Origin of the sequence: Leyella lascolaii (assembly GCF_900079775.1) — a bacterium.
GTDB lineage: Bacteria > Bacteroidota > Bacteroidia > Bacteroidales > Bacteroidaceae > Prevotella > Prevotella lascolaii.
In genome coordinates this window covers 144,805-158,861 of record NZ_LT556038.1, presented here as the reverse complement: position 1 = coordinate 158,861, position 14,057 = coordinate 144,805, and the positions used below count along the sequence as shown (strand labels likewise).

Here is a 14,057-nt window from a genome sequence, read left to right as displayed (position 1 = left end):
TATTATGTGTAACTTTGCACTCGCAAAAATAAATAAGAGCCTTGGTGCGTTAGTTCAGTTGGTTAGAATACATGCCTGTCACGCATGGGGTCACGGGTTCGAGTCCCGTACGCACCGCAACAAATACTGAAAACTAATGTTTTTACAAATTAAACACCCGGTTTTACACCAAAGAATGTAAAGCCGGGTGCTTTTGTTAATGGTTTTTGCTATTTATTCGTTTGCTATTAATCTGTATCTTCAAGGCTGAAGATGTTGGAAACATCGGTATTGAACAGCTTTGCCATTTTCAATGCCAAAATGGTGGAAGGTACATACTTGCTGTTTTCTATGGCAACAATTGATTGGCGGGACACACCTATATGCTCTGCCAATTGCGATTGGGTCATGTCGAACTCAGCCCGCAATACTCTGATTCTATTTTTCATGGCTTGCCTCCTTCCTGCTTTTCCACAGCTCGTAGTCGAACTTTGCACGGAACAGCACAAACACCAAAAACATGTTGGCAACTAAAGCATAGAGAAAAGGCACGTCGAAAAGAAAGAGGAAGATGCCGATGGTGAATGCCATTTGAATCTTGGCTGCCCACACCCACGACTTCAGCCGGAGCGTCATGCAATACTCATCTTCGTCTTTCTCGCGGGCAAATGCAATGAGAAACAACGCTATTGCCGTGAGAACAAAGACCAACTCGTGTGTCATACCGGTTTTCTCGAATACAAAACGGTATTTTGATAAAATACCTCCACCAAATCCCGGCATGGCTATACTCACCAAATCGTCGGGCAGCCAGGCGTCGTTGGTCACTATAACAGCTAAACAAGCAAGGCACAAAGCCAACAATATGTAGCCGTATATCTTGGCATGTACAGGTAATAAATTAATTTTGTTCATAACAGTAAGTTTTAAATCAGATTGATGAATATGCGATGTCTATGTTGCAAAAGTAAAATATTCTTTTCTAAAAGACAAGTAAACTTTACTTTATGGGTATTGTTTTAGATTTGTTTAACGGTTGTGGAAGCGGTGAAAATCTGGTGTGCTTTATATAGAGTATGACAATTGATGTATGTGTTTTAAATCTAATCTGCCGTTACACTTAATCCTTAATTCGTACTGCTGTCTGGCATATTATTTTCCGTTTTGAGTGAAAATGTAGTGTGACACATTGAGAATAATCTGTAAACAGTATGGTTTATGCAGTGGATAATAGGGCTGAAGAGTCGGCAATCAGGTTGAAAATGCAGTTTTGTCGGTATGATTATAGGTTGGTGTTCAATAGTTATAATCAAAACATTACGTTATGAAGCGATGCATGGAAAATATGACAGAAAAGACCGTTCCTGCCTGTCAGGTTGTAGGAACGGTCTTTGACAATCAATCTAAATATGAAAAAAACAGATGTTGAGATGTAAATTGATGTTCTGAATCAGTTGCCATCAGATTGTGTCCTGCCCAAGACGTGCATTTCAAAATCCGTAAGTTGAGTGTAGCGAGCTACACAACCGATGATACTTTGTAACGCAGCGTAAAAGACAATGCAAGTGAGTGCAAATAGAGCCTGCTCTTTTTTGCCGAGCGCCGCTTGTCTTATCCAAAGACAATGCAAGTGAGTGCAAATAGAGCCTGCTCTTTTTTTGCCGAGCGCCGCTTGTCTTATCCAAAGACAATGCAAGTGAGTGCAAATAGAGCCTGCTCTTTTTTTGCCGGGCGCAGTTTGCCTTGTATAAAGAGTGCACGGAATGATGGCATGGATATATATGACATACGGGTATTTTTATAATACCTGTCAGGTTTGAACTGCCGCTTATAACCGTTAGCCGATGATATTCATGGCTTTTGCCAGAACCATGACTCGTCGTATGTATCTTTGCCTATTTCCGCATCAGAACCTTCCGGCTTCAGTGTGAAGTAAGTGCTGCTGTTGCCGCTTTCCACATTTGAGCCGTTGTGCAGGTAAGTACTCAGATAATACAGGTTCTTCGCCATGTATTCGTCGATATAGTATTCTTTTGTCTGTATACTCTGATGATTCCAGTTGGCATCTTTGTTAAGCACGAGAGGCTTGCCTTCTATCAGGCGTCTTCTTACCTCTCCAGGGTGGAGCAGAAGTCCGTTTTCGTCGCAGACATACGCCGCAAACGACGGATCCATCCATATCCATTTTTCGAGAGTCCGGCTCCACACCATGACTATCACATGGCAGTCGTTGTCGTGTATGTAGTCCTTAGGCTGACAGGTTATGAAACGTGCCTGCCATCCCATAGCCAGGTACATCTCTGACAGGACGATGGCAAGTCCGCGGCAGTTAAGTCCTCTGTTCTGTGCCTTGCAGGCGTTGTAGAGGTCTATTGCGTTGCGTTTCGTGTTCCGTGGAAATCCTCCGGAGCCGTCGTGCCTTATCTGGTCGTGAAGCCAATACATGATATTCTTCATTTGGGAAATCTCGTCCCCTTTTCCTGCAATCACATCAAGATTGAAGAAAGTCCTTATTTTCCTCATATCCTCATCGTCAGGAGACGCGTAGGTGAACTTCTCTTTATTTGTTGTGTATGCTGTCGCGTAAGGTCCGCTGTGCTTCAGCACGTACAGATAATCCTTTGTTTTCCGCAGTTCTTCTGCCAGTTTCTTGAATCCTTCTTCGTTCCTTATGTTGTCAAGATCTTTGTCCTGACACAGCCATTTGTAGTTGCCGTAGCCTTTGCGTATGGCTTTCTCGAGTGCCGCTACGGCTTTTTCTTTCTCTCCTGTTATGGAGTAGACACAAGCCATGTCATACAATGCGTATTCCACTCCGAACACCTCCGAATACTGCGGCATGTCAGTCAGCCTGTCAAGTGTCGCGCATACCTCATTGAATTTTGCGTTCTGTACTATCGGCTCTTCGTATTCAATGAAGTCTCTGTTGGCAGACCTGATGATATATCCTTTGACAGTGCATTTGTCTGTAAGCGGACATCCGGTCACCTTTCCGAATCCCATGGACACGCAATCGCCCAGAAATATGATCTCTTCAAGGTCGGGACAGTTCTCTGCAATGTCAGGACCGCCCGTGCTTATTATAAAGTCTTCAAATCTGAGAGTCTTCAGCGACGGCATGTCATAGCACATCCACCCGTCAGCATGGCCGAGCACTCCATGTATGGTTATCTCCGTGACATTCTCTATTTGCTTGAAAGCATGGAAGGCAATGTATCCTATGTCGTTTATGTTGATTTTCTTCAGTTTGCTGCAACCGCTGAAACATTCAACGCCAATTTCCTTTGTGAATTTCGGGAAGGTCACATCAGACAGGTTGCGGCACTCTCTGAACGCACCGTTTTCCAGAATGATGTTCTCCGGAAGTTTTATTTTCTTCAGAGCCGATTGCATGAAAGCCATGTCCCCGATGCGTTTTGTGTTTTGCGGCAGTTCTATCCTCTCTATGCGGCAATTGCTGAACAGATATGCGGGGATGGAGTTTTTATCGGTTATCTTAAGGTTTTTCCCATTCCCTATGTATGTCGTCTCGCCGGGTACTAATGTCGCCGCAGTCATGTCCAGATGTCTCAGCTGACCTTTGGTGTATTCCTCTTCCTTATTGCATCCCGCCATGTCGCGCAACAGGGCAAGGTCGTCTGCGTTCAGTCTTCCCGAAATCTTCAGGTCGGTTATTTCATATTTCTCACTGCCGGATATCAGTGAGTTCAGCGTTCCCGGTGTTTTCACTGTCACGCTTTTTCTCTCTGCCGCCATGCCGTAAACATGCAGCAGCAGTGTTACAGCCAGTAGTATGTACCTGATTTTCATGTTTCCAGTCATTGCTTATATGTTTTGATAATAACTCATGTTTTATGATGTTATATTGCTCCCGACAATTTAAGAGCAAGCTTCCACTCCGCTCGTTTGCACTATCCCTAATCTTAATCTGTCATTCGGGCATGTCCGTGCATATGATGCGGTTGACCGTCCGGAGCATAATTCGGGTTTAAGGCTTCTGCCAGAACCATTGCTCGTCGTATGTTGCGGTGCCTCCTATATTCGCGTCGAATCCTTCCGGCTTCAGAGTGTAGTATGTGCTTTTACCCTCCGATTCGACGTTTGGATAGCTGTCAAGGTATGCACTCAGAATATACAGATTCTTTGCCATGTATTCATAAAGATAGTTCTTCTCGGTGAACATCAATACATGGTTCCAGTTGGCATTGTCGCTAAGGACGAGCTTCCTGCCTTCTATCATACTCTTTCTTATTTCTCCCGGATGCAGTATCAGTCCGTTCTCGTCGCATACATAGGCGTCGTATGTCGGATCCATCATAATCCATTTTCCCAGTGTCCTGCTCCACACCACCACAACTATATGGCATTCGCTGTCGCCCGGGTCCATCGACTGGCATGTGACGAAGCGCGCCTGCCATCCCATGGCAAGATAAAGCTCTGTCAGAACGATGGACAGACCGCGTGAGTTCAGTCCGCAGTTTCTTGCCTTGCATGCCTTGTAAAGGTCTATGGCGTTGCGTTCTGCGCCCGGAGGGAATCCTCCCGAGCCGTCGTGTCTTATCCTGTCGTGCAGCCACGACATGATGTTTCTCATCTGTGACAACTCATCGCCGTCGCCTGCTACGTGTTCAAGATTGAAGAAGTCCTTTATCTTTTTCAGTTCGGGGTCGTCGGCAGAAGCGTAAGTGAAGCGTCTGTCGTTGTCCGGGTCGTGTGCTCCGTAATGGTTCGAAGCCTTCAGGATGCCCAGAAAGTCTTTTTCGCTTTTCAGACCGCTATATGACTTCCCGCTCTGTTCCTGCTCCTGTTGCGGATCCTTATACTTATAGCTTGCAGCCATCTCGGCATACTGTGCGGCTTTTCTTTCCTCTCCGATGTCCGTCAGTATCACCACCATGTCGTACAGTGTGTTCTTCACTCCGAAGATGCTGGAGTATTCGTCTCTTGCTATGAGCTCCTCACATTTCCTGCAAGCCTCCTCCATCTGCCTGCTGAATGTCACCGGCTCGTCATATTCTATGAAATTCTTGTCACCTGACTTTATGACATATCCTGTTACGGTGCACTTTTTCATCAGCGGACATTCCTTCACGCTTCCGAATCCCATAGGCATGCATGTTCCGGAGAACACAATCTCACTCAGCTGCGGACAGTTCTGCGCTATTATCGAGCTGCCTGTGTTGATTATAAAACCTTCGAAGTGTATGGATTTAAGACTCGGAAGGTCGCGGCACATCCATCCGTCAACATGTCCGATGACGCCCTTTATGGTTATGTCGGTGAGGTTCTCCATGTTTCTGAAGGCTCGTGAGCCAAGCAGTCCTATGTTGTTGATGGTTATTGATTTCAGACCGGTGCATCCGCTGAAACATTCAGACCACAGTTCCTTTGTGAAATAAGGGAATGTCACTTCCGACAGTTTCCTGCATCCCTTGAACGCGTCGTTGTTCACAACGATATTTTCCGGCAGAGTTATTTTTCTCAGGGCAGAATAGCCGAACGACCTTACGCCTATAGCCTTTATGCTGTGCGGCAATACTACTTCCTCTATTATACAGTTGCTGAACATGTAAGCCGGCAGTGTGTATATGTCGTTTATGATGCTGCTTTTGTTGTTTTCTATGAACGGAGTGATGTCCTTGACAAATGTCACCCCACTCATATCTATTCTTTTCAGCCGTCCTTCGGTGCGTTGTTCCTTTGCGTCGCATCCCGCCATGTCGCGCAGCATCATTATGTCGGCAGAGTTGAGCGCGCCTTCAATCTTCAGCTCACTTATCTTATATTTCTCATTGCTTTTTATTGTCGTATGCAGCGTGCCAGGTGTTCTCACTGTCACATCGCGTCCGCTTGCCGTAATACATACGTACAGTAATGTCAGCATTATGAGTGCCTGTAGGGTCTTGTTGTGATTGTTCATAGGAGTGCGTCTATCGTTGAATAATGTATTGTTTATTTATAAGTATATGTTCTGAATTGGTTGCCATCATGTTGTGTGCTGTACCGGTGGTGCATTTCAAAGTCAGAAGAGTGAGTGTAGCGGGCTACACTACCGATGAGACTTTGGAATGAAAGCCTGAAGAGCGCACAGGATGACGGCAAAGATATATATGACATATGAGTAATCTTATAATATCGGTTGATTTTGAACAGCTAATTAACATTCTTATCTGATAATAAGACGCGCGAGCCCTCCGGTTATAAACTGTCTTTAACCTTAGTTAACCAAAGAACAGTCCCATCGTGAGTGTTGTATCTGCAGAATTTCACCGGAATTCTTCCGGTATGCCCAAAACTGGCAGGAATATCAATGTGGAGGTGTGTTCCGCGAACAGTCTCCAATCTTTATGCATAATTCTTATATCGATTTCGCATCATATTTAACCCCAATCCTGTCTGGATTTAAATATGAATATCCGCAAATGTCCCATACGCCCGACGACCGTTGGAGGACGCCTGCATCGTTAACATTTTATGTTAATCGCGTCCACGGACATTGTTTGAGACAACTGTCTGATTGCCAGTGGGTTGCAAAACGTGCTTTTCGGGCGTCTGAAACATGCTGTTTCAGCTCCTGAAAGAGCCTGTTTCGTAGCCCCAAACAGCCTCTTTCAGGTCACGGCATTGCACATACCGTGAATCGGACACAACAGAGCGTTTTATAGTTGCATATTTGCAAGTATGGACAGAATGCGGATATTCAAATATTGGAAAAATTGAGCGATAGTGGTTTTCTTTTGACTTTTATTACAGCGAAGCCGTTTATAAGAATTGTTCTAAATCATATCTCTATCGCACTTGTATATCACTCGTAAGATTCCCTTTTTTTAAGGATGAAACATATTGTCTCATTGTCGCAGGAAAAGCCAACATACGTAGAATATGATGGCGCAAGCGACCGTTTTATCACACAGGGTGGTTTCGGTTTAAATGATTCCGAGGCGGATCTGATTGAAGATATGGCGGTAGACTTATATGATGACAACAGATGGGTATACTTTCTTTCCCCAAGGGATTTTCTTGACGAACGCATGGCTTTCACGGCACTGAATTATGACATTATTTCATTAGGCATGAATCTGTCACCGGGAATAGAGAAAATAATGAAGTATTATATCAATGTGAAATGTGTCCCGAAGCTTTTTCTCAACTATACCAAACACAGATTAAGGGACAGCAGGACGACATTTGTTCTCCGGACAATCCGTATCGCTCGCTCGTTCCGGAACCAATTGTTCCAAAAGAACCGGGAATAGAGTATTATTCTTTTCTTGACAGTCTCGGATTCGGCAGCCCCGACTTTCTTTATGCCTCGATAGCGTTCAGAGAAGACCCTTCCCCGATACACACATTCATGAAATCGGTGCTTGATATAAAGGAATTCGGCTTGAAGCCCATATCCGATACGACACCTGAGGAGTGGATGGAGCATGCACGTAAAAGTCTCGGACGCGTAAAAGATTCAAAGACAACACCTTCCTCGACCTTCTGCTCGCAACAGCATATGTGCGACAGATATGCGACAGCATACAGGCACTGACCTCCGAACAGAAGGAGGATATAAAACGTTTCTATTCAAACAAAAACCCAGATGTTGCCGACATGATATTGGAATACAACGATAATCTGTCCGAATGGGCGCAAAGCGACAATGCTATACAGAAGTATGAGATAGTTGACGTTGACTCGGTCATGGCTGAAGGTCTGGAGAGATATATCATGAGCCGTCACAAAGGGCGCAAGGTTGTGGTTGATTTCTGGAACACATGGTGTGGTTCGTGCTTAAACTCACATAAGATAATAAGGAAGCATAAGAAGCGTCTTAGTGAGCAAGGTTACGACTTTGTGTATATTGCGGACAACAGCAATATGGCGCAATGGGAGGATATGGTAAAGTATATCGGCGGTGAGCATTATCTCATCAATGGCAAGAGCCTAAAGGGAATATGGGATATCTACGGTTATCCGACACTGTTCATATATGATGAAAACGGTAACAGGATAATGTCAGGCAACGCTAATGTATATAGGGTTCTGGGCATAAACAAAGAGTGAATGTGTGGATGTCAAAGTTGAAAAACTTAAATATGGATATTTTTCAAGAATAGGGATGAGTCTGAAGGTTTTATACGAAAACACATAACCTTGTTAATTCGGAACATGTGCTTGGAAAAAAATATAGCACAGCCGGTGTGCCATGCTGTGCTATATTCCATTTCCGTAATCTATGTTCTGATGCAGGGGTCAGACTATTCCCTGCGCCATCATAGCCTTGGCTACCTTCAGGAATCCTGCGACGTTGGCGCCCTTCACGTAGTTGATGTATCCGTCCGGCTCGGTGCCGTACTTCACGCAGTTGGCGTGAATGTCGTTCATTATCTCGTGCAGTTTGCTGTCAACCTCCTCGCTGCTCCAGCGCAGACGCTCAGAGTTCTGTGTCATCTCAAGTCCCGACACTGCCACACCGCCGGCGTTCGCAGCCTTTCCGGGTGAATACAGAATCTTGGCATCCTGGAACACTTTGATAGCCTCAGGTGTGGACGGCATGTTCGCGCCTTCGCTTACGGCGAACACTCCGTTTGCCACGAGTGCCTTTGCAGCCTCTTCGTTTATCTCGTTCTGTGTGGCAGAGGGCAGTGCTATGTCAGCCTTTTCAAACCATGGCTTGGCTCCGGCAACATATTTCACTCCGTATTTCTCCGCATACTCGCTTATGCGTCCGCGTTCTATGTTCTTGAGTTCCTTCACATAAGCCAGCTTCTCCTCGTCTATGCCGTCCGGGTCGTATATGTATCCGTCCGAGTCAGACAGTGTCACAGGCTTAGCTCCGAGCTGTATGAGTTTCTCCACTGTATATTGAGCCACGTTTCCTGCACCGCTCACAAGCACCGTCTTTCCCTTCAGGTCGATGTTGCGTGTCTTGAGCATGTTCTCGAGGAAGTAAACATTGCCATATCCTGTCGCCTCCGGACGTATGAGCGAACCGCCGAACTCCAGACCCTTTCCTGTGAGAATGCCGCAGAACTGGTGTGTCAGTTTCTTGTATTGTCCGAACATGTAGCCCACTTCACGGCCGCCCACACCGATGTCGCCAGCCGGAACGTCCTCGTCGGGACCTATGTGGCGGTAGAGCTCGTTCATGAAAGCCTGACAGAACCGCATCACCTCAGCGTTGCTCTTGCCGCGCGGCGAGAAGTCAGATCCGCCCTTGGCACCGCCCATAGGCAGGGTTGTGAGCGAGTTCTTGAATGTCTGTTCGAATGCGAGGAACTTCAGGATGCTCAGGTTTACTGATGCGTGGAAGCGCAGACCACCCTTGTACGGACCAATCACGTTGTTGTGCTGTACACGGTATCCCATGTTTGTCTGCACGTTGCCTTTGTCGTCAACCCACGTCACGCGGAACTCTACAAGGCGATCTGGAATGCACAGACGTTCGATGAGGTTTGCTTTCTCAAACTCCGGATGCTTGTTGTACTCTTCTTCGATGGTGCCTAACACCTGACTTACTGCCTGTATGTATTCAGGCTCATTCGGAAATCTTCTTTTCAGATTTTCTACAACTTCTGTGGCTTTCATTTCTTTAATGTTAGTTATTTGATTTGTTATGTTACCTGAAAAAACATTGCCCTGTCGTCCAAGGCGGATATGTGGGGAGCCTTCCGGAGAAGGCTCCTTTTATCTCCCTTTCAAATTTTTCGGTTGCAAAGATACATGTTTTATTTTGAAAAACAAACAAAAAGACACTTTTTTATAGAATAAGCTGCAAAAAGATAAGATATTGACACTTTAACTGACTTGTGTCTATCCTATCACCCACTTGCTGCCGGGGATAAGCGATATGACTTTCGCTGTGATGTAGCAGCATACGAACGTACATATGGCGATGCAGGGGATGGCAGCCACGGTGGGCAGTGCGAGAACAGACTTGAACACACCTGCCCACATGCCGAGCCAGAATATGTGCATGAGATACATGCCGTAGCTCAGTTTGGACAGGTCGGTTATGATCTTTGGAGCTTTCTTCGCCTTTATGCATGTGAACATGAGGAACGCTCCGGCAGTGAGCATCACGCAGTTGATGGTGCAGAAAGCCCAGCCTATCTCAATCTCAGGGGTGGAGTGGGTGACGCCCGGAACAGCCTGCACATAGAACGACCATATGGTGATGGCGGCTCCGGCTGCCATGAGTGCCATGCCGCGGACGAGGCGTGTCTTTCTGTCCCATGTGAGGTGCACCCTTATGTAGTGTGCCATGACAAGATAGCCAAGATAGCCCGAGAAGTACCAGAGCATGTGATACTGGTTCCAGAAACACTGTCCCCACACCTCGCCGCACCAGCGGTTGAGGAACGGAATGCATGTGGAGATGAGGAAGAGCACGATGAAGAAACGCTCCTCCTTCGCTGTCGCCTTGCTCAGCCACGGTGATATGAAGGGTATGAACAGATAGAGGCTGAAGAGCGGATACATGAACCACAGGTGACCGGCGAGGGTGGGGAAGTTGAGCAGTATGCGCGACAGGTCTTTCAGTGACGTCTCTCCGTCAATCTGTCCCCAGAGCAGCGGCAGCGTGCAGTAGAGTATCATGAACACGAAGAACGGTGGCAGTATGCGCAGGCTCCGCTTGCGGTAGAACTGCCACGTGGTCTGCCCTTCCTTCATCGGGGCGAGCAGAAACGCCGACACTATCATGAACAGTGGCACAGACATGCGTGAGAATCCGTCGTATACGCTCACCCACAGACGGTCAGCCTCGTTTGCCAGGAACGACTGCGGACCTGCCATGTCGGTAGAGCCGGCTGCACCGTAAAAGTTCTCACTTGCGTGCACTATCATGACAAGGAAGCATGCGAACACGCGTACGTAATCCAGAAAGACTATTCGTTTCATCGTTGTTTTTGATATTGTGTTTTTGTTTTTATTTCTTTTCTATGTTCTTTTCTGTCCGTTTACCGCCGAACCAGCGTTTTTTCAGATACTCGCGCACAGGCATGTCATACAGCTTCAGAGCTGCGTAAGCAGTGAAGAGCGAGGCTATGAAGAGTCCGGCGCAAACGCATATTATCATGCTCAGCGGTGCGTCAGGATGATTGTTCTTGAAGTTGTACAGCATGTATATGTATATGATGTGTGTCAGGTAGAGCGGATATGAAATATCTCCGAGAAAGTTGCACAGCCTGTATGCTTTCCTGCCGCGTATCTTACTGCCCGCGCCGATGCAGAGTATGAGCGGGAACGCGATGATTATGACCGCCGACTCATATATGCCGTTCATCCACATGTGTTCCTCGCCTCCCAGACGCGGACACGCGGTCACACCGACTACCAGGAGCGCGCACCAGAAGAATGCGTTGCCGATGGTGATGAAGCGTCCTATGCGTGCCACGAGTATGCCGAGAAGGAAAGGTGTGGCAAGACGCACAAGTCCAATGTATATCTGCGGCAGTTCAAACGACCATCCTCCGATGACGGTGTAGGCTGCCCATGTGCGTGTGCCCAAGAATCCGAACAGGTCGACGTTCATGGTCAGCGTGACGGTGAAGAAGGCAGCCACGACGCACAGTATTGCTATTGCCAACTTGGACAGGTGGCGCAGTATGAAGGCGTAAATTATGTTGGCTATATACTCGAACTGTAGCGACCAAACGGGGTCTGTGAACGGATTTGTGACTACTGTGCCGCGCATGTCGAGCCATGCCGGTATGGGCAGGAGCGTGAGACACCATACGATGGCGAGCAGGAAGAAGTACCACGGCACTGTCTCTATTACCGGGAAACTGTCGCACGCGTTGATATAGAAAAAGCATGCGCCGAACAGAGTTCCGAAGACCACCATCGGATGAAGGCGTATGATGCGTCGTTTGAAAAAGTCGGTCATCGTCATCTTGTCCCATCGGTTGTCGTAGGCATAGGAAATGACAAATCCTGACAGGGCGAAAAAGAAGTCCACCGCAAGGTAGCCGTGGTTTATTATCTGTTCCAACGTGCCGGGAGAATAGCACTCGAACATGTGGAACAATACGACAATGACTGCCGCCACTCCGCGCAGACCGTCAAGAATCTCATAACGTGGTTTTGAGGCAATGTAGCTGTTTGACATTTTTCTTCGTTGTTTGGGTTTGTTTAAAGTGTTAATAATCTTATTATGTTTTATATTATTCGGGTTGCTGTAAAATGCATGTCGCTGCATGCAGTTGTGCCGGAGCAGATGCAAAGTTAATGCTTTTATGTCGGATATAAAAATGAATGTTGTTATAATTGTAGCGTAAAACAGGGATGAAGTGTGCAATGTGTCGTTCTCGCTCTATGTAATAAATAAATTTATCATGGCCCCGAACCGGAAGGCTTTCATATTAACCCCGAGTCATTATGCCGCCAAAACAGTTTTTTCACTTGATTCCGGGTTGTCCGATATTTCGGGCTGTACAGCAGAGCACAAATATGACACAATTAATATTGTTTAAGATATTCTTTCCATGTTGAAGGATATTGTTCTTTTGCCATATCGATTATATAATCTGGTATTGGGACAGAATCATAATCAATACCTTTTGTTTTTAGAAACTTTATTAATTTCCGTTTCCTATAATATTTGATAGTCCATAAATCTATCATCGCATCTCTTAATGCCTTCGGCAATTTAACGGGTACGGTAGGTCTTCCATGTCTATCAACACTATTATATATTGGAGAAGAAAAATCCGCGCCACTGTTTAATAGTATTAATGCGACATCATACTTTTCTGTAAGGATTGATTCTCCTAATGGTGTTGCTCCAAAATTATTCCTATAATTAATATCCGCACCTTCCTTTATGAGATACTCTACAATTGAGGAGTTGCCACACCCGGCTGCCTCCATTAAAGGGTTGTATTGTGCATAAGGAGCATTATCAGTAGTGTCATTTACATTCGCTCCTTTTGCAACCAAATCCTTTACAAACTTGGAATCATACTCTCTATAAGAACAAGCCTCTATTATCGGAGAACTTCCATCATATGTATTGTGGTAGTTGAAATTTGCCCCATTATCAATTAGCAATTTAAACAAATCGTAATCTTGATTGATAATTGCCATCATCAACATGGTATTTCCATAAACGGAATCAGGTATATTGGCTAACTGAGGACTGGCTGACAATATTTTTTTACACTTGCCATGTCTTCATAATGGGCAGCCTTAGCCAATGGCCAAACTGGAGTTCCTTGAAACAAACGATAATCGTAATAGTAAAGTTTTGTCTTATATACGGGATGGTCTATATTTGAACAAGATGTAGAAAACAATATTACAACAATTATAAAGCTAAATAATTTCATAACTAATCAGATTTATTTGTAAGTTTGGCAAATATACAGGCGGAACACTCCCGGGCAACTTCCTAAAAATGCATTGCCTCTGCAATATACCAATTACCGTACATCTTTTTCACTATTCTTTTATGGTTTGCTGGACTGTCTACAACCTTCAGGTATTCTATACAGTCGTTTTTGTTAATCCGGATGCGCATATTCCCCAAACTGTCTATTGACAATAAAAAAACTCTTGCTTTTTTAAAGAATTTAATTATATCAGCAATTTCCTGTTTGGAAAAAAAGTCACCAGCCCCCGTTTTTTTTATCTGTTCATTCTCAATAACATCAACTTGTCCGGTGAAATAAGAATAATCGACAAAATAATGAGGAACATCTCCACGTGCTTTTCCTATTATATATGTATCAGTGCCATCAATCCCGTTTGTACCTCTATATGCCACAAAAATATCAACAAGCTTTGGATTCCATATCTTGTCTATATTTTTAAGAATTCCTTCATCACTTATTCTTATACAAGAAGTGAATAACAAAAGTGTTAACACGAAACATTGAGCAACAGTTTTTTTCATAATGTCTATTTTTAAAATTTATACTTCGGTAATAAGATACCCGGAATCAGTTTACGTAAGATTGTGTGTTACTCAGGGGATGCTTTTCATAATCCATAAAGGAAATGCAGCGGGCTACACTAACTATGAAGAATTTGGAAAACCATCCTCTATCTGCATGTCCGTATCATTCTACGGAATGTAATTTACC

11 protein-coding genes and 1 tRNA gene are annotated in these 14,057 nt (G+C 45.2%); 3 read left to right on the top strand and 9 right to left on the bottom strand.

Translation table 11 applies throughout. The features are described 5' to 3' along the window. Positions 1 to 43: 43 nt before the first annotated feature. A tRNA-Asp gene (locus tag BN4609_RS06490) sits at positions 44 to 117 on the top strand. A 110-nt stretch (positions 118 to 227) separates the two neighbouring features. On the opposite strand, the gene BN4609_RS06485 is transcribed toward BN4609_RS06490, so the two are convergent. The 4 genes from BN4609_RS06485 to BN4609_RS06470 all read right to left on the bottom strand — a co-directional run bounded on the left by BN4609_RS06485 (position 228) and on the right by BN4609_RS06470 (position 5,899). Continuing rightward, positions 228 to 428 (bottom strand): helix-turn-helix transcriptional regulator, encoded by a 201-nt coding sequence (locus BN4609_RS06485; protein ID WP_068855754.1) that lies wholly within the window; start codon positions 426 to 428, stop codon positions 228 to 230. Further along, positions 418 to 894, bottom strand: coding sequence for a hypothetical protein (locus tag BN4609_RS06480; RefSeq protein ID WP_068855753.1), 477 nt, complete (start codon positions 892 to 894; stop codon positions 418 to 420). The genes BN4609_RS06485 and BN4609_RS06480 overlap by 11 nt, the downstream gene beginning before the upstream one ends. A gap of 936 nt (positions 895 to 1,830) precedes the next feature. Then, positions 1,831 to 3,801, bottom strand: a complete 1,971-nt coding sequence (locus tag BN4609_RS06475) for a leucine-rich repeat protein (RefSeq protein ID WP_068855752.1) — start codon at positions 3,799 to 3,801, stop codon at positions 1,831 to 1,833. Positions 3,802 to 3,967: 166 nt separating this feature from the next. After that, a complete protein-coding gene (locus tag BN4609_RS06470) occupies positions 3,968 to 5,899 on the bottom strand; it encodes a leucine-rich repeat protein (protein WP_068855751.1) in 1,932 nt (643 codons plus the stop codon). A 1,206-nt stretch (positions 5,900 to 7,105) separates the two neighbouring features. On the opposite strand from BN4609_RS06470, the gene BN4609_RS16455 reads away from it, so the two are divergent. Both BN4609_RS16455 and BN4609_RS06460 read left to right on the top strand, forming a co-directional pair. Continuing rightward, entirely contained in the window at positions 7,106 to 7,519 is a 414-nt protein-coding gene (locus BN4609_RS16455; protein ID WP_164071598.1) for a hypothetical protein, read from the top strand. Continuing rightward, positions 7,486 to 8,034 (top strand): TlpA family protein disulfide reductase, encoded by a 549-nt coding sequence (locus tag BN4609_RS06460; RefSeq protein ID WP_068855749.1) that lies wholly within the window; start codon positions 7,486 to 7,488, stop codon positions 8,032 to 8,034. Before BN4609_RS16455 ends, BN4609_RS06460 begins: the two co-directional genes overlap by 34 nt. Before the next feature lie 189 nt (positions 8,035 to 8,223). On the opposite strand, the gene BN4609_RS06455 is transcribed toward BN4609_RS06460, so the two are convergent. From BN4609_RS06455 to BN4609_RS06435, 5 genes are all read right to left on the bottom strand, one after another. Further along, positions 8,224 to 9,558 carry an NADP-specific glutamate dehydrogenase gene (locus BN4609_RS06455; RefSeq protein ID WP_068855748.1) on the bottom strand — a complete coding sequence of 445 codons (1,335 nt, stop codon included), beginning with the start codon at positions 9,556 to 9,558 and terminating at the stop codon, positions 8,224 to 8,226. 225 nt (positions 9,559 to 9,783) lie between these two features. After that, the gene (locus BN4609_RS06450) at positions 9,784 to 10,872 is read right to left on the bottom strand and encodes an acyltransferase (RefSeq protein ID WP_021992194.1); all 1,089 of its coding nucleotides are present in this window, start codon (positions 10,870 to 10,872) and stop codon (positions 9,784 to 9,786) included. A gap of 28 nt (positions 10,873 to 10,900) precedes the next feature. Further along, positions 10,901 to 12,082 carry an acyltransferase family protein gene (locus BN4609_RS06445; protein ID WP_068855747.1) on the bottom strand — a complete coding sequence of 394 codons (1,182 nt, stop codon included), beginning with the start codon at positions 12,080 to 12,082 and terminating at the stop codon, positions 10,901 to 10,903. Between the two features lie 350 nt (positions 12,083 to 12,432). Then, complete coding sequence (locus tag BN4609_RS06440; protein WP_262503281.1) at positions 12,433 to 13,122, bottom strand: ankyrin repeat domain-containing protein; 690 nt, start codon at positions 13,120 to 13,122, stop codon at positions 12,433 to 12,435. A gap of 241 nt (positions 13,123 to 13,363) precedes the next feature. Next, on the bottom strand, positions 13,364 to 13,867 hold the full coding sequence (locus tag BN4609_RS06435) for a hypothetical protein (RefSeq protein WP_068855745.1): 504 nt from the start codon (positions 13,865 to 13,867) through the stop codon (positions 13,364 to 13,366). Between the last annotated feature and the right edge of the window lie 190 nt (positions 13,868 to 14,057).